The following is an 18,498-nucleotide window of genomic DNA, read 5'->3' as shown; positions in this document are numbered from 1 at the left end:
GTTTTGGTAAAATTGAAGTCCTAAACTTGGGAAGCTAATTTTTTGATTTCGAATGCAGCCAATCCATCAGCACCGGAAACATTTCAAAAATCTTACCGTTTAAAGCTTAATACTGGCCGTTTCCTGAGTAAAGGAAATTAAAAAAGGGGCTTTTGCCTTGCTTTCCTACCTTTATTCACCTTGTTGGCGGACTAAAAAACTGAAGGATAAATGATTATTTTTGAAAAAAACACAATTATGAAAGCACTTTTACTTGGATCAGCATTCCTGTTTGCATTTGGAGCAAATGCTCAGAGTTTTCAATTTCACGACCAGTCTAACGCCAATATCTCAGGTACCGAAGTTGTATTAACAGGTATTGATACCGATTACGAATTAGATACCTATATCAAGGTAATGAATACAAGTGGCGCTTCAAAAAACATCAAAATCAAACGCTACGAGGTAACAGTGGTACCTACTTCCATCAACTATTTTTGCTGGACAGTTTGTTATCCCCCGATGAACGCCGGAGTAAAACCAATTTTCCCTTTACCATCCGACGGTGCCTATGCTGATTTCGTAACAGCAAGTGCTTCATCGTATGCGCCTAATCAATTGATCGCTTACCACAAGCCCAATGGAACTACAGGAACTTCTACCTATCGTTTTGTTGCCTTTGATGGTAATAACGTTAACGACTCCGTTTATGTAGATGTTACTTTCAACATTTCATCCAGTGTAGGTGTAAATGATGTGGATGCGAGTCCTGCTCTATTTAATATCTGGCCAAATCCTGCTAACTCAAATGCAATGATTCGTTATCAATTCAACAGCATTGCCCAGGAACAGCAATTGATCGTAACAGATATGATTGGTGCCCGCAAGAAATCTATTTCACTGAATGGTCAGGAAGGAACCGTAAACTTAAACGCTGAAGATTTAGCTACCGGAATTTACTTTGTAACGATTGTTCGCAACGGAGAAGCTGTTTCAACTAAAAGATTAGTTATTAGCCGTTAATCACTTCTTCCTTTAATAACATTTCAGCCAGTTTCGGTAACCCGAGACTGGCTTTTTCTTTAATAAAGGAAAGGTTCTCGATATCGGTAACATGGATGGACCCGGGATCCACCAGATACTTTTTGCATTTATAATTAGCGGCATAAATCAGGTTAGCTGCTGGATATACAGTTAAAGAAGTGCCTGAAATAATTAAATAGTCCGCTCTTTCTACGATTTTTTGAGCTACGGGCAATAAGGGAACTTCTTCGCCAAACCAAACGACGTGGGGCCGAAGCTGAAAACCTTCCGGACATTTATCCCCCGGGTTTAAATGATTCCCCTTTATCGGGTATAAACGATCAGCGTCGGATGGATTTGTGCTTCGGGCAAAGCGAATATTTCCATGCAAATGAACCACATGAGATGAACCCGCACGTTCATGCAGATCATCAATATTTTGGGTAATTACGGTAACATCATACTTCTCCTCCAGCAATTTCACAGCGTGATGTGCCGGATTTGGATTGGCCTCTAAAATCTGGACCCTTCGTTTATTGTAAAACTCTAAAACCAGCGCCATATCCTTTTGCCAGGCTTCTGGGGTAGCAACATCCATTACATTATACTCCTCCCACAAACCATCGGAGTCGCGGAAGGTCCTTAAACCACTTTCAGCGCTGATACCAGCTCCAGAGAAAACGACAAGTTTCTTTTTCATCCAAGGCGTTAAGATAAGATTTTTGCCAATCGTGCCAAATATTGATTGAAGGGCATATGATCCAAATTGTTATTTTTACCGTTCTTACCCGGAACCACTCATGACGCAAGTTAAATTCAAAAAACAGGAAGCACTCGATTACCATTCGCAAGGACGAAAAGGTAAAATTGAAGTAATTCCCACCAAGCCATACGCCTCGCAACGCGATCTTTCCCTGGCTTATTCACCCGGAGTGGCAGAACCTTGTTTGGCTATTCACAAGCGAAAACAAGACGTGTACAAATACACTTCCAAAGGAAATCTGGTGGCAGTAATCTCTAACGGAACAGCGGTGCTGGGCTTAGGAGATATTGGACCAGAAGCTTCAAAGCCTGTCATGGAGGGTAAGGGAATGCTCTTTAAAATATATGCGGATATTGATGTTTTTGATATCGAAATTTCTGAAAACCGCGTTGATGAATTCGTTAAGGTGGTAAAAGCAATATCACCAACTTTTGGTGGAATTAATCTGGAGGATATTAAAGCTCCCGAATGCTTTGAAATAGAAAAACGGCTGAAAGAAGAGCTGGATATTCCTATCATGCATGACGACCAGCATGGTACGGCAATTATAAGCAGTGCAGCCTTATTAAATGCACTTGAGCTCGCAGGTAAAAAGATTGAAAAAGTACGGATTGTTGTTAACGGGGCCGGAGCAGCTGCCATATCTTGCGCAAAACTTTACATTGCATTAGGTGCTAAAAAAGAGAATGTAATCATGCTCGATTCCAAAGGGCCTATTACAAAATCAAGAAAAGACCTTGATGAATACAAATCATATTTTGCAACGAGTAAAAAAGTAGCTGACCTATCGGAAGCGATGGAAAATGCTGACGTGTTTTTAGGCTTATCAAAAGGGAACATTCTAACCCGTGAGATGATTAAAAGCATGGCAAAAAATCCGATTGTATTTGCACTTGCCAATCCCGATCCTGAAATTTCATATAAAGATGCACGTGCTGTACGCGAAGATGTTATTGTTGCAACAGGGAGATCCGACCAACCCAATCAGGTAAACAACGTACTTGGTTTCCCCTACATTTTCAGAGGAGCACTTGATGTTAGAGCAACCACCATTAACGAAGAAATGAAACTGGCTGCAGTACGCGCTATTGCATCCTTAGCCAAGGAACCTGTTCCGGAAGAAGTGAATGAAGCTTATGGCGAAAAAAACATTTCATTCGGAAAAGAAAACATTATTCCCAAACCACTAGATCCACGTTTATTATGGACCGTTGCTCCTGCAGTGGCAAAAGCCGCTTCCGAATCCGGTGTGGCGCGCGAGCCAATTGAGGACATCGATTTATACATCGAGGAACTAAAAAAGAAAACGGGTCACGATAATAAACTGCTTCGTAATATCACCGAAAAAGCGAGTAAAAACCCTAAAAAGATAGTCTTCGCAGAGGGCGATAATTATAAAATTTTAAAAGCGGCTCAAACAGCAATTGAAGAAGGAATCGCAATACCGATTTTACTTGGAGACCGTAAAAAAATAGAAAGCCTTATTAAAGAATATTCATTGGATCTTGAAGAGGCCGAAATAATAGATCCCCGCGATCCTTCCGAACAGGAACGCAGAATGAAATATGGCGAGTTGTTATTTAAGAAACGCCAGAGAAAAGGCATGACTTTGTTTGAGTCACAAAAAATCATGCGTGAGCGAAATCACTTTGGTGCAATGATGGTAGAGGTGGGTGCTGCAGATGCTTTAATCAGCGGGATTACCCGAAGCTATAAAGAGGTCATTAAACCTGCTTTGCAAATTATCGGAACCGCAGAAGATGTTAAACGTGTTGCTGGAATGTATGTAATCTTTTCAAAAGAAGGTCCCGTGTTTTTTGCCGACACCACTGTGAACCATAATCCATCTGCCGAAGAAATTGTTGATATCACACTGATGGTTTCAAAGGCGGTAAAAAACTTTAAAATCAATCCGAGAATTGCGCTGCTTTCGTATTCCAATTTTGGATCTGCCAATGGTGATGATCCGGAAAAAATGCGGAAAGCTGTTTCTATTCTTCATAAAGAACATCCGAACATGGTGGTGGATGGTGAAATGCAAGCCAATTTTGCATTCAATCAGGAACTGCTGGAAGAGTTTTTCACCTTTTCCGACCTCAATGGAAAAAAACCAAACACGTTCATTTTCCCGAATTTGTCGGCTGGAAACATTGCCTACAAAATGATTCAGGAAATGACCAATGCCGAGGTTATCGGACCCATCCTGCTTGGTATGAAAAAGTCATTCCATGTACTTCAAATCGGATGTTCGGTTCGTGAAATTGTAAACATGGTAAAAATCGCCGTTCTCGACGCTCAAACCAAAAGCAAAAAATAATGTACGAATTCGTTAAGGGCAGAATGACTGAAAAAAATCCTGCCTATGTAGTAATCGATTGTAATGGCCTTGGGTATTTCCTTCATATATCTCTCAACACCTATACACAATTAGGGAATGAGGAGAACGTTCTTCTTTTCACCCACCAGGTGATTCGTGAAGATGCACATATATTATTCGGTTTTAAATCCAAAGAAGAGCGATCGGTTTTTCGCTCACTGCTGAATGTTTCCGGTGTTGGAGCAAGCACTGCCCGAATGGTTTTATCCTCCATGACACCCGATGAAGTACAAACTGCCATTGGTACAGGAAATGTTTCTGCCTTTCAAAAAATAAAAGGAATTGGAGGAAAAACAGCACAACGAATCATCGTTGACCTGTCCGGAAAACTGGAAAAATTAGACTTATCAGCTGGAAATCAAGGCTCCGCCGTGCGCCAAGAGGCTTTGTCGGCTCTTGTTACCTTAGGATTTGATAAGTCAACCGCAGAAAAAGGAATTGATAAAGTATTAGCTTCACAAAATAATCTGGCCGTTGAAGAGTTAATTAAACTGGCTTTGAAAAATATGTAATACCACAGCGTGGCGGCAAAAGGAAAAAATAAACTGAAAGCATTGCCTTTCCTGGGCATTCTTGCGACTGTTTTGATCGCAAGTTATACCTTTGGTATAGATGAGTTAATGCTTGTAAGTGAGGGTGATGCTGAATATTTTTACTCTGCCCTCGATTCCCCAACTGTAAACCTGCCCTTCCCCATTTATCCCCAGGGAGATCCAAATGCTCCCAATTCGAGCAACATCAACCTGCAGGATCCTCTCAACCTTCAAAACAATGTAGTTTACGATCCTACTACAGGAAATTATAATTTCAACTACAACCTAAGTAACGGTGTTCCCTACCAACCCGGACAAAGCATGACGCTCGAGGAGTACATCGATTACGACATGGAAAATGCGCTGAAAAAAGGTTGGCAAGACTTAGATAACGAACTATCTCCTAGCAATTCTTCCAAAAGCCCGATTCCTACGCTAAATGTAAAAGGAATGGAAGGAATCTTTGGAAGTAATTTTATCGACATTAAACCTTCGGGAACAGCTGAGTTGAGATTTGGAATCAATACTTCAAAAACAGAAAATCCTCAAATACCGGAAAAGCAAAGAAAAATCACAGTGTTCGATTTCGACCAGCGCATTCAGCTGAATGTGGTTGGTACCATTGGAAACAAACTTAAACTCAATACCAGCTACAATACAGAAGCCACCTTCGATTTCGAAAATCAAATGAAACTCGAATACAAAGGCGATGAAGATGAAATCATTCAAAGTATTGAAGCCGGTAACGTTCAATTACCATTATCAGGTTCGCTCATTACGGGTAGTCAGTCATTATTCGGTATCAAAACCCAATTAAAATTCGGGAAATTAACTGCCACAACCGTATTCTCGCAGCAGAAAGGTAAGCGTACGGAAGTAGAGGTTTCGGGTGGAGCACAGGTAAGCACCTTCGAAATCACTGCCGATAATTACGAGGCTAACAAACACTATTTCCTTGCTCATCATTTCAGAAATAGTTACGATAATGCCATGATGGCATTGCCACAAGTTGCTTCTCAAATTAACATTACCAGAATTGAAGTTTGGGTTACAAATACAAATAACACGGTCGACAATACACGGAACATCATCGCATTTGCCGACCTCGGCGAAACTTCAGTGTTGGAGGGAAGTCCCGGTTCTATTTCCGGAACGCTGCCAAACAATTCCGCCAATGGAATTTACGCCTTTGCAGCAAATAACTCCGGCGTTCGCGGTTTCAATAATGCAACTGCAACTTTAAATTCAGTCATCACTTCTCCCGGACCATTCCAACAATCGGTACATTATGAAAAAGTGCAGAACTCGCGAAAGCTGACCGAACAGGAATACCAATACAATCCATTACTCGGATTCATCACTTTAAATCAACCGCTAAATAACGACGAGGTTCTCGCTGTAGCTTATCAGTACACGTATCAGGGACAAACCTTCCAGGTGGGTGAGTTTTCCACCGATGGTGTTGCCGGTCAGGAAGCATTGATTTTAAAATTACTGAAAGGTACCGTTACAAATCCACGCTTTAAACGCTGGGATTTAATGATGAAAAACATTTATTCCATTGGTGCTTATCAGGTAAACAAAGACAATTTCAGATTAGATGTTTGGTATAATAATCCTGCTACATCTGTAGATGTCAACTTCATTCCTCAAACGGGAGTGGATGATAAACCGCTCATCCAGATTTTAAACATGGATAAATTCGACCCCAACAACAATCCTTTTCCGGATGGGGTTTTCGATTTTATGCCTTTAACCTTTACAGGAAATAAGGCAAATGGAGGTGGTACTATAAACCCGGTGAATGGTCGTGTAATTTTTACCAGCGTTGAACCATTTGGAACGACACTGAAAAATAAATTATTGGCCGCCGGCATTGATCCTAATGTCGTAAACACTATCGTGTATCAACCCTTATACGATTCCACCAAAACTGCCGCACAACAGATTCCTCAATTAAATCGCTTTAAACTAAAAGGGAAATATCAATCTTCTACCAGCTCTGAAATTTCATTAAACGCACTGAACATTCCTCAAGGCGCAGTTACCGTCACCGCAGGTGGCAGAACACTTGTAGAAAACACCGATTATACCGTAGATTACAACCTGGGAAGAGTGCGAATAATTAATCAGGGCTTACTTGAATCACAAACTCCCATTAAAGTTTCTGTTGAGAGTAATACATTATTTAGCATGCTTACTAAAACGATGATCGGAACACGATTCGACTATCGCTTGAGTAAAGACATCAGTGTTGGCGGAACCGTTTTGAATATGACAGAGCGTCCGCTTACACAAAAAATAAATATTGGTGATGAACCTGTAAGCAATACCATGTTAGGTGTTGATGGAAGTTTCAAAAAAGAAGTCCCACTTCTCACTCGCTTGGTAGATAAACTTCCATTGATCTCCACCAAAGAAAAATCAGTAGTAACGGCATCAGCGGAATATGCAACCATTATTCCCGGAACTGCAAGAGCCATTAACGGAATTTCGTATATCGACGATTTTGAAGGATCACAATCTGCTATCGATATCCGTTCTTTTTCCATGTGGCATCTGGCAAGTGTTCCTAAAGGACAACCAGATTTATTTCCGGAAGCAAGTCTAACCAACAATAGAGATTACGGTAAAAACAGAGCTTTATTTAACTGGCACGTTGTAGATCCGTTGTTCTATAACAATAACAACCTTACTCCGGATCATATCAAAAATTCCCCGATGCAATCTAATCACACCATGCGTCAGATTTTTGAGCAGGAGGTTTTTCCGAATCGACAATTAGCACAGGGTCAACCCACCAACATTGCGGTTTTCGATGTTTCTTTCTGGCCGAATGAAAGAGGACCATACAATTTCGATACAGCAGCTTCGGCATATTCTGCAGGATTATTAAACGATGGGACCTTAGCCGATCCGGGATCTCGCTGGGGAGGAATTATGCGTCAGCTCCAAACGACCGATTTCGAAGCAGCAAATATTGAATTCATCCAGTTTTGGTTAATGGATCCATTCAACGTGGATGCAGTAAGTGATTATGGCACCACGGGTGGTGATTTGTATTTCAATCTTGGAAATGTTTCAGAAGATATTCTCGCCGATTCAAGAAAAAGTTTCGAAAATGGTTTGCCCACAAGTGATGTTTTTGATCCCTCTATTCTGGATACAACTGCCTGGGGAATTGTAGCTACCACCCAACCCATCGTAAATGCATTTGAAAACTCTTCCGACCCGAGCGTGCGACTTCGTCAGGATGTTGGATTAGACGGATTACCGGATGCGCAGGAACAACAATTTTTCCAGCAATATGTAGCATGGGTAAATTCTTCCGGATTATCACAATCAGCTAAAGATGCGCTGATCAACGACCCTTCGAATGATGACTATAATTATTATCGCGATGATGATTATGACGCTGCCCAATTAAATATTATTCAGCGCTACAAAAGATACAATGGTCACGAAGGAAACTCGCCAACCAATGAATTTTCTCAGGGGTTAAATGCGGATGGTTATCCTACTTCAGCTTCTACCATTCCTAATGTGGAAGATATCAATCAGGATAATAACCTGAGCGAAGCTGAATCCTATTTCCAATATAAAATCAGTTTGCGTCCGCAAGACATGACCGTTGGTCAAAACTTCATCACCGACAAGCTCACAAAGAATGTTACGTTACCGGATGGGTCAACAAAACAAATCACCTGGTACCAGTTTAAAGTTCCGATTCGCAAATACGAAAAGGTGGTCAATGGAATTTCAGATTTCCGTTCAATCCGCTTTATCCGGATGTTCGTTAAAAACCACACTACCCCTATTGTTTTACGCTTTGCACGTCTTGAAATGATTCGCGGTGAGTGGAGAACCTATCAGCAATCGTTATTACAACCGGGAGAATATATTCAGGATGATCCTTCCAATACCACCTTCAATTTATTTGCAGTAAACATCGAAGAAAACGGAAACCGCGTTCCAATACCCTATGTACTACCTCCGGGAATTAACCGCCAGGTGGATGTAGCCACTGCCAACCTCCGTAATCTGAATGAGCAATCATTGGCATTTGATGTATGCGGACTCGAAGATGGAGATGCACGTGCTTGTTACAGAAATGTAGCGTTTGATATCCGCTCGTACAAACGTTTGAAAATGTTCGTTCATGCAGAAACTTCATCATTAACAGAACAAGTAACCAACAGTAAAGATGTAACCCTCTTCGTTAGAATGGGAACTGATTTCACAGATAACTACTATGAATATGAGTTGCCATTAACCATGACCAATTGGGGAGCTTCGGTAGATACGGATATTTGGCCGGCATCCAACGAGATTGATATTGAGTTCGAATTATTCCGCCAATTAAAATTGGAGAGAAATGCAAAAGTGCTGGCGGGACTAATGGCCAATAATCAGATGTACTCCATCCATGACCCGAATTATCCCGACCGGTTAATGAAAATTATAGGTAATCCGAATCTTCAGGGATTAAAAGTGGTAATGGTCGGTGTGCGCAATCCGAATAAAAACAGCAACGAATTTTCTACAACAGATTTAGGCGATCCAAAATGTTTCGAAGTTTGGATTAACGAATTACGACTCACCGATTTCGATCAGCATGGCGGATGGGCTGCCATTGGAAGAGTGAATGCAAATCTCGCAGATTTTGCACAAGTAGCCATTTCCGGTAATTACAGTACTCCTTATTGGGGAAGCATCGAAAAAAAGGTTAGCGAAAGACAACGCGATACCCGTTACGGTTGGGACGGATCCACATCTTTTGAAATGGGCAAATTCTTCCCGGATAAATGGGGATTAAAAATTCCGATGTTCCTGGGCTATTCGCAAACGGTCATTAAACCCCAATACGATCCTTTAAATCCGGACATTCTATTTGATCAGCTTCCTTCAGATCAAAAAGCGATTTCTAAAGATAAAGTAATCGATTATACCCGAAGGAGAAGTATGAACTTTACGAATGTCCGTAAAGAAAGAGCCAATGGAAAAAAAGCTCACTTCTACGATGTAGAAAATGTCAGTCTTACCTATTCCTACAGCGAAATTTTCAAAAGAGATATCAATACCGAATACAACATCAACAAAACTATCCGAGGTGGTTTAAATTACACCTATAACGCTACACCAAAAGCCTGGGAGCCATTTAAGCAAAATAAATTCATGGCTAAATCAAAATGGTTTACGCTGATTAAGGATATTAATATTTCTAAAGGACCGAAATTAATTGCGTTCAGAACAGATTTAAATCGCTCCTACAATGCCAATCAAATCCGGAATAATTTTGATGCCATTGTTTTCCCAACCTATAACAAGAACTTCACCTGGGTGAGATCATATGATTTAAAATATGACTTCACCAAAAACATCAAATTCGATTTTAATGCTACCAACAACGGTGTTATCGGAGAACCTATTGGTCGTGTTGACAAACAATACCGCGACGAATATCAGGTATTCAAGGATAGTGTGATGCAAAGCATAAAAACATTCGGTATCAATAAACAATACAATCATACTGCCAATGTAAATGTCACATGGCCCATCAATAAAATTCCAATTCTGGATTGGATAACTGTTACTACCCGTTACAGCACCTCTTACGATTGGCAACGTGCAGCATTTGGTCAGGACACTCTAGGAAATACCATCCAAAATTCCCGGAATGTGAACTGGAATGCACAGTTTAACATGACCACGCTTTACAATAAAGTTCCTTACCTGAAAAAAGTAAACACCAAGCTTCAAAGTGGAGGTGGCGGAAAAGGTAAAAATGGGGGTAAAGAAGCAGTAAAAGGTGGTCGAGGTAAAAATGGAAAAGCTGAGGAGAATAATAATTCAGATAAAAATAATTCAGACTCAACCAAAACAAACAAGAAAGAACGGGAACCTATTTTCACCGTAGGTGAAAACATTGCACGTGTGTTGATGAGTGTAAAAACATTCTCTTTTACCTATAGCACAACCGATGGTATTTTATTACCGGGATACAACCAAAGAAATTATCTGATGGGAATGGATGCTGCATGGAATGCTCCCGGATTCGGATTTATTTCTGGTAAACAAAACAAAGATTTATTCGGAAGAGAAGCTGAATGGGCTCCCGGATTTAACGACTATGCTTTTTATGCCGCTGACCAGGGCTGGCTTGTAAAAAATCAATTCTTAAATACTCAATACACTTCAAATCACAATTCCAATTTATCTGCAAGAACATCCATTGAACCGCTCACAGGATTCAGAATTGAATTGAATGCAGATAAAAATATCACTGAAAACTATACCACCTTCTTTAGGTGGGTGGACACCTTAGGCGGCTCCCCATTCTTAGATTATGCGGCGCAAAATCCAATGACTAATGGAATGATGTCAATGTCCATTATCACCTGGAAAACTGCTTTTGTTGCCAATAAAGACAACCATGTTTCCCCTGTATTTGAAAACTTCCGCGATAACCGGGCAGATGCCTCTCAATTACTGGGATCAGCCAATTCAAATTCAAATGGTCAAAGTTCTTCCGAACCTGGATACAGAGATGGATATGGTGGAACACAACAAGACGTAATGATCGCTTCATTCCTGGCCGCATACACAGGGAAAAACGTATCTAATTCGCATACCAATCCATTTGGCATGACTCCACTACCTAACTGGAGAGTAACCTTCGATCCTATGGCGAAGACGAAAGTTAAATTCATGAAAAAATGGTTTAAGTCATTCTCCATTTCGCATGGTTACAGATCAACCATGACCATCGCAAATTATACTACCAACTTATTAGGTACTAAAGACGCCAATGGAAATCTAAACGCTACCGATATTACAGGTAACTTTATCAACCCAAAACAAATCAGCATTATTGCGATTTCCGAGCAATTCAGTCCGCTGATCAACATCGACATGACCTGGAATTTAAAAAACAAAGGGAAGCCTGGTGGATTGATTACTAAAGTCGAAATCAAAAGAGACCGCAATTTATCGTTGAGTTTGGTAAATAATCAGGTAACGGAAATCCGCGGAAATGAATTTGTGGTTGGTTCCGGCTATCGTTTCAACCAGGTAAAACTTCCATTCAAAATCGGGAATAAGCCTCTGGAAAGCGATTTAAATTGCCGTATCGACCTTTCTATTCGCAACAACGTAACATACACCCGTAAAGTGGTGGAAAACCAAAATCAGGCCACAGCTGGTCAGCGAATGATTTCCATTAAATCATCTGCAGATTATGCCATCAACCAGAAATTGACTGTTCGTTTCTTTTACGACAAAGTACTGAACAGACCTGTTGTATCAACTTCCTTCCCTACTGCAAATACTAATGCAGGTATTGCCATCAGATTCACTTTGTGATTTAAAAAAATCCTACTTTTGGCAAAAATCAAGAAACATGAATATTCCTGCTAATCTCAAGTACACAAAAGATCACGAATGGATCCGTGTAGAAGGAGACATTGCCTTTGTAGGCATTACTGATTTTGCTCAAGGTGAACTTGGCGATATCGTTTATGTAGAAATTGAAACCGGTGGAGAAACACTGAATAAAGAAGAAGTATTCGGTACTGTTGAAGCTGTTAAAACAGTGAGCGATTTATTTATGCCTGTAAGTGGAGAAATTTTAGAAGTAAATTCTGCATTGGAAGGAAATCCCGACGCTGTAAATAAAGATCCATACGGAGATGGATGGATGATTAAAGTGAAACTATCAAATTCATCCGAAGTCAACGAACTGTTAAGCGATTCGCAATACAAAGAGCTGCTAGGTTAAGATGTTTTGGAGATGCAATATTTTAGGCATTTCCTGGGCAATTTTTATTCTGTTGCTCTGCGCTTCTCCATCAGATCAATTACCTGATGCGACTTTGTGGGCATTTGTTTCTGCCGATAAAGCCATTCATATTTTTCTATTTGCCATATTGAGTTTATTCATCATTGTTGGATTTAGAAGACAATACAGGTATTCTGAGTTGCGTTACCATTCAAAGGTGTATGCTTTGATCATTGGGTCTGTCTACGGACTGATTATTGAAACCGTTCAATTACTCATTTCTACCGGACGCCATTTTGACTGGCAGGATGCAGTGGCCGATGTGGCCGGCAGCCTTTTGGGAATCAGCTTATTCCGTTTGATTTATGGAAAAGAATTATCATGGTGAACCATTTTGCATTTGCAGTGTACAGATAATAAACTTAAATTTACCATTCAATACCTCAGCGTATGGAAATCAAGAAAAGTCAAGAAGCCAACATACAGAATAAGCGTACTTCGCTTATGATGTTAGGAGTTTTAGTCGCCCTAGGTTTTACCCTTTCTGCGTTTGAATACACTGTATATGAAAAAAAATATACAGCCTCAAATGAATCGGTAGAAAACGACGACTTAATGGATGAAACTGTACAGGACATCCCACCACCACCACCACCACCGGCTCCCCCACCGCCACCGGCAATTATGACTGACATTGAAATTAAAGATGACGATGTTAAAGTTGAAGAAAATCAAATTACCGTTAACGAAACAGACGCTAACGATAAAGTTGAAATTTTCGATGTAAAAGTTGAAGAAGCCCCGGTTGTAGAAGAAATTTTTGACGTTGTAGAAGAACAAGCTTCTTTCCCAGGCGGAATGGAGTCATTGAAAAAATATCTTCAAGACAATCTGAAATTCCCTCAAATGGCACGCGAATCAGGCGTACAAGGAAAAGTATTCGTACAGTTCGTAGTGTTTAAAGATGGAACAGTAGGTGATATCCGCGTTCTTCGCGGAATCGGTTCCGGTTGCGATGAAGAAGCTATCCGTGTAGTAAGATCAATGCCGAAATGGGAACCTGGTAAACAACGCGGAAGAGCGGTAAGTTCCCGCTTTACATTACCAATCAATTTCAAATTGAATTAATCGCTTATAATTTCAATTGAAAATAGGGGTCTTCGGATCCCTATTTTTTTGTGAAATCCCGCCATAAATCCCCAACAAATAACTTGCTCTTTAATACAAAAAGTGGTGACGTCATTTGTTCTTCAATTACCGTTCTGTTGATTACCACCAATCGATATCCTATTCCACAACCTATTCCAAAATACTTCAAAAAGCGGTATTGAATAGTCATCATCGGTTCATACAAAACAAATAGCTTATTCGCTGAATGAACATTGGCATTAGAAGAATTACTGTAACTGTAATTTGCCCAACCACATCCAATTTGTGCGGGAATAGTTGCTTCCCAATGATAGGTTTTGAAAAATGTATATTCTGCAAATGCAGAAAAGTAATACATGTGCAATTGGGATAAGCGCATGTCCGCTTCCAAAAAACGATTGCGCTCCTTATATTTTTTAGATAACCAATTAAAACCTAATCCTAGTTTAAACGTTCCGGAATAATCTACACCAATCTTAAAATTAGAAATAGTGGCTAGCTTATTTGAAATAAAGGAATACTGTGATCCGTAATTAAAATAAAGACTAGGTTTTTCTTCAAAGCTTCGCGCAATACTATCCATCAATTGTGCATTGCAGAATGGAATAGCAATGAAATATAAAAAGATGGTCAGCCGCAAATACATAAAAAAAATGTCCGTACAAAAGTACGGACATTTATAAGGAAAATATTATTCTTAGTGACCTTCTTCCTCACCATCCTTAAGAGGAACGGTTTGAGGACAATAATCATCTGCCAGACCTGGTTTACTATAATCATACGGCCAACGGTGAACTTCCGGAATAGCACCAGGCCAGTTTCCGTGTACATGTTCCACCGGTGTGGTCCACTCCAGTGTATTCGATTTCCAAGGGTTTTGACTTGCTTTTCTTCCGCGGAAAATACTGTAGAAGAAATTGAACAAGAAAATGATTTGTGCAAGTGAACCGATAATCGCAGAAACAGAAATGATTACGTTCAAATCAAGAATGCTGTCGAACATTGGATATGAAGTATAGTCGTAATAACGACGTGGTGCACCGGATAATCCAACAAAGTGCATTGGGAAGAATACACCGTATCCGCAAATGATGGTTAACCAAAAGTGAGCATAACCCAATTTAGTATTCATCATTTTACCATACATTTTAGGGAACCAGTGATAAACCCCGGCAAACATACCGAACACTGCAGATAATCCCATCACAATATGGAAGTGGGCAACTACGAAATAAGTATCGTGTACATTAATATCTAAAGCTGAGTCGGCAAGGATGATACCTGTTAAACCACCAGTGATAAATGTAGATACCAATCCGATGGAGAACAACATCGCGGGTGTATAAACGATATTTCCTTTCCAGAGTGTAGTCAGGTAGTTAAATACTTTAACCGCCGAAGGAATGGCAATTAAAAGTGTTGTAAATACAAACACTCCTCCTAAGAATGGATTCATACCCGTTACATACATGTGGTGACCCCACACAATGAACGAAAGGAATCCAATTGCTAAAATTGATCCGATCATCGCTCTGTATCCGAAAATTGGCTTACGGGCATTCGTTGCAATGATTTCGGAAGTGATACCTAATGCAGGTAATAAAACGATGTATACCTCAGGGTGACCTAAAAACCAGAATAAGTGTTGGTATAAAATTGGTGAACCTCCCGTTGCATCTAACATACCTTCATTAGCGGTTATGATATCAGACAAGTAGAAACTTGTTCCGAAAGTACGGTCCATAATAAGCAGTAACACCGCAGAAAGAAGAACCGGGAATGATAACACCCCAAGAATTGCAGTTACCAGGAATGCCCAAATGGTTAACGGCATACGTGTCATCTTCATTCCTTTAGTACGAAGGTTCAACACCGTAACAATATAGTTCAATGAACCTAATAAAGAAGATGCAACGAAAATGGCCATAGAAACTAACCAAAGTGTCATTCCTAATCCTGAACCAGGCATGAAGTCCGCATGGGCACTTAATGGAGGATAAACTGTCCAACCACCACTTGCTGGTCCGGTTTCTACATAGAATGAATAAATCATTATAATAGAAGAAACAAGGAACATCCAGTAAGACAACATATTCAACAAGCCCGAGGCCATATCTCTTGCTCCAATTTGTAAGGGAATTAAGAGGTTACTAAATGTTCCACTTAAACCACCAGTAAGCAGGAAGAATACCATGATTGTACCGTGCAGGGTAACCAGACCCAAGTACATGTTTCGATCTAAGATTCCGCCCGGTGCCCATTTATCTCCTAAAAAGAAGTTGAGAATATCAAACTCCTGATTTGGCCAGCCTAATTGTAAACGGAACAATACAGACATAATCATAGCAACAACCCCCATAAAAACTGCAGTCAATAAAAACTGCTTGGAGATCATTTTATGATCTTGGCTAAAAAAGTACTTTGTAATAAAATGCTCTTTGTGATGGTGATGACCATGCGCGTCATCGTGGTGAGCATTTCCATTTGAGTGATTAACTTCTGCCATTTTCTCTCAGTATAATTGTGATTCTGATTCTTCTTAATTAATGTCCTTCAACCATTGCAACTTTTGCAGTATCTGCAGCCACTACAGGAATACTATCTGCCGGAGTTGAATTTTCTACCGGAGCAACAGGCGCTCCAGCAAAAATAGGTTGAGCTTCATACCATGTTTTATAATCTGCAGGCTTATCAACCTTAATTACCATTTGCATGTTGTAATGCGCTGCTCCACAAATTTTATTACAAAGCAAAATGTAATCAAACTTAGGATTTCCGGTAACCGTTCTCATACTATCTGTAGTAATAGTTGGAGTAATTCTGAAACGGGTGGTCATACCAGGCACTGTATTCATTTGTGCACGGAAATGCGGGAAATAAGCTGAGTGAATTACGTCTTGCGATCTGAACAGGAATTCATATTCCTGACCCTGGATTAAATGAATTTCTTTCAATTTGATAACGCGGTCGTCATTGGCCATTTTATCAAGATCAGCGTTCATGGTCTTCTTCAGTTCAATCACCTTTTTAAGGTGACGCATCATTCGTTCTTTTTTCGCTTTTGTTTTTGCAGCAGTAGCATCAGTCATAACATCAGCCGTTGTGCGGGGATTCTCGTTATGTGCTAAAGCAGAATCAAGATCTACAATCATTTTTTCGATTCTTACGATGGCAGAATCAATTGTAGCATTGGTTTGTACACCGAGTGGATTTTCAGGACTAACCAAACGGAAATCACTTCTTCCAAGTTGATTGTCATCTCCAGAATAGCGTGCCACCCATTCGAATTGTTTAGAGTATAATTCAATGCGAATAGCTTCAGGATCGGATTCGGCTGTAATATCATTCCATGTTTTCAAACCAAGAATGATAATCACGGCAAGTACACAGGCAGGAACAACGGTCCACAATAACTCTAGCTTGTTATTATGCGGGTAGTAAAGCGCTTTTCTGTCTTTACGGTAGTAATAACGGTTTGCAAAAAAGAAAAGCAAAAAGTTAGTTGCAAAAAACACCAGAATGATAATTGCAAAATTGATTTTCAATAACCAATCTGTTTCAGCACCATGCTTTGATGCAGCTACAGGTAAAGATCCTCCACCATATTTAGCCATCAACCAAATAAAGGAACCAAAAAAGAAAATCATAAACGCAAACATGAGATTTGCATTCAGTTTGTTGTCTCCTTCGGAAATTTCTTCCTCCTTTTTGTTCCTAAGATCTGACGAAAGCTCGAGAACCCTCATCAACTGTGCAATAGTGATAATCCCAAGCAGAATGATCAGAACAATGAAAAGCTTAACCATGATATGTCGTGTATTAAGGTGCTAAATGAATTAAATGTGATGATGAATGCTTTCTTCCAGGTAAGGATGATGCACCGGCATTAATGGTGCTTTTGTAAGTGCACGAAGTACAACAAACATAAACAAGCCTAAAAACGCAAGGAACATTCCAACTTCAAGGATTCCATAATGCTGCTCGGCAAACATGGTTCCCGGCATAACCAACAAATACGTATCAAACCAGTGACCAATGAAAAGCACCAAGGCAATGATGGTTAACAAAGTGCGCTGACGTTTTGATTCACGGCTCATCAGGAAGAGCATTGGAAGCACAAAGTTGATCGCAAACATCAGGAAGAACGGAACTTTATAATGCTCGATTCGGAACATGAAATACGTTACTTCTTCAGGGATGTTGGAATACCAAATCAACATGAATTGGAAGAACCATAAATAACTCCACAAGAATGAAATTGCAAACAGCCATTTTCCTAAGTCGTGGATGTGACTTTCGTTTACCACTTTGAGGTGACCCTGACTTTGCAAATAGAATACGGTAAGAATAATAACGATAATTGCTGAAACCCACATTCCGGAGAATACATACCATCCATACAATGTAGAGAACCAGTGGGTGTCGATTGACATTAACCAATCCCACGATAAGGTTGAGGAAAATACTGCGAAAAACACAAGGAATAATGCACCTTGGCGATAGTTTTTAAAGTGAATATCAGTTCCGCCTACCTGATCTTCCAGTAAAGAGCGTTTTCTGAATGAACGTGCAAACAGGATAAACGTGGCGATGTAAACCAGTGTTCTTACCCAAAAGAAAGGCAGGTTAAGAAATGCTCCTTTGTTTGCAATCAATTCATCATGCTTTGCTACTTCAGGGTCCATCCAATGATAAAGATGATTCAAGTGAAGTGAGCCAGCAATTAATACAATCAGAAGGAAAATAGAACCTACCGGAATATAGGACATTACTGCCTCATATACCCTCTTAGTTACTACACCCCATGCTGATTCTGTTGCATATTGCAGTGCCAGCATAAATAATGCAGCGATTGCAATTGCAAAGAAAAAGAATCCATTCACCAGAAGGTTGGCCC

12 protein-coding genes are annotated in these 18,498 nt (G+C 40.1%); 7 read left to right on the top strand and 5 right to left on the bottom strand.

From position 1 onward, the window contains the following. Window positions 1–237 precede the first annotated feature (237 nt). Window positions 238–1,002, top strand: coding sequence for a T9SS type A sorting domain-containing protein (locus K1X56_02195; GenBank protein MBX7093503.1), 765 nt, complete (start codon window positions 238–240; stop codon window positions 1,000–1,002). Here the strand turns inward: K1X56_02195 and K1X56_02190 are convergent. Next, window positions 992–1,702 (bottom strand): NAD-dependent deacylase, encoded by a 711-nt coding sequence (locus tag K1X56_02190; protein ID MBX7093502.1) that lies wholly within the window; start codon window positions 1,700–1,702, stop codon window positions 992–994. The two genes, K1X56_02195 and K1X56_02190, sit on opposite strands and share 11 nt — an antisense overlap. Window positions 1,703–1,802: 100 nt before the next feature. Here K1X56_02190 and K1X56_02185 point away from each other — a divergent pair, with 100 nt between their 5' ends. From K1X56_02185 to K1X56_02160, 6 genes are all read left to right on the top strand, one after another. Continuing rightward, on the top strand, window positions 1,803–4,082 hold the full coding sequence (locus tag K1X56_02185) for an NADP-dependent malic enzyme (GenBank protein ID MBX7093501.1): 2,280 nt from the start codon (window positions 1,803–1,805) through the stop codon (window positions 4,080–4,082). Further along, entirely contained in the window at window positions 4,082–4,654 is a 573-nt protein-coding gene (ruvA, locus tag K1X56_02180) for a Holliday junction branch migration protein RuvA (protein MBX7093500.1), read from the top strand. Before K1X56_02185 ends, ruvA begins: the two co-directional genes overlap by 1 nt. A gap of 9 nt (window positions 4,655–4,663) precedes the next feature. Next, a complete protein-coding gene (sprA, locus tag K1X56_02175) occupies window positions 4,664–12,037 on the top strand; it encodes a cell surface protein SprA (protein MBX7093499.1) in 7,374 nt (2,457 codons plus the stop codon). A 37-nt stretch (window positions 12,038–12,074) separates the two neighbouring features. Next, entirely contained in the window at window positions 12,075–12,452 is a 378-nt protein-coding gene (gene gcvH / locus K1X56_02170; GenBank protein ID MBX7093498.1) for a glycine cleavage system protein GcvH, read from the top strand. A gap of 1 nt (window position 12,453) precedes the next feature. After that, window positions 12,454–12,840, top strand: coding sequence for a VanZ family protein (locus K1X56_02165; GenBank protein MBX7093497.1), 387 nt, complete (start codon window positions 12,454–12,456; stop codon window positions 12,838–12,840). 62 nt (window positions 12,841–12,902) lie between these two features. Then, a complete protein-coding gene (locus K1X56_02160) occupies window positions 12,903–13,580 on the top strand; it encodes a TonB family protein (GenBank protein ID MBX7093496.1) in 678 nt (225 codons plus the stop codon). 40 nt (window positions 13,581–13,620) lie between these two features. On the opposite strand, the gene K1X56_02155 is transcribed toward K1X56_02160, so the two are convergent. From K1X56_02155 to K1X56_02140, 4 genes are all read right to left on the bottom strand, one after another. Continuing rightward, entirely contained in the window at window positions 13,621–14,247 is a 627-nt protein-coding gene (locus K1X56_02155) for a hypothetical protein (GenBank protein MBX7093495.1), read from the bottom strand. A 51-nt stretch (window positions 14,248–14,298) separates the two neighbouring features. Further along, window positions 14,299–16,107 carry a cbb3-type cytochrome c oxidase subunit I gene (locus K1X56_02150; protein MBX7093494.1) on the bottom strand — a complete coding sequence of 603 codons (1,809 nt, stop codon included), beginning with the start codon at window positions 16,105–16,107 and terminating at the stop codon, window positions 14,299–14,301. Window positions 16,108–16,144: 37 nt separating this feature from the next. Next, window positions 16,145–17,407 (bottom strand): cytochrome c oxidase subunit II, encoded by a 1,263-nt coding sequence (locus K1X56_02145; GenBank protein MBX7093493.1) that lies wholly within the window; start codon window positions 17,405–17,407, stop codon window positions 16,145–16,147. A gap of 30 nt (window positions 17,408–17,437) precedes the next feature. Continuing rightward, window positions 17,438–18,498 (bottom strand): quinol:cytochrome C oxidoreductase (locus K1X56_02140; protein MBX7093492.1); only part of this gene is annotated, 1,061 nt, incomplete at its 5' end.

This window comes from Flavobacteriales bacterium, assembly GCA_019694795.1.
Classification (GTDB): Bacteria; Bacteroidota; Bacteroidia; order Flavobacteriales_D; family UBA2798; genus UBA2798.
This window is presented reverse-complemented; position numbering and strand designations above follow the sequence as displayed.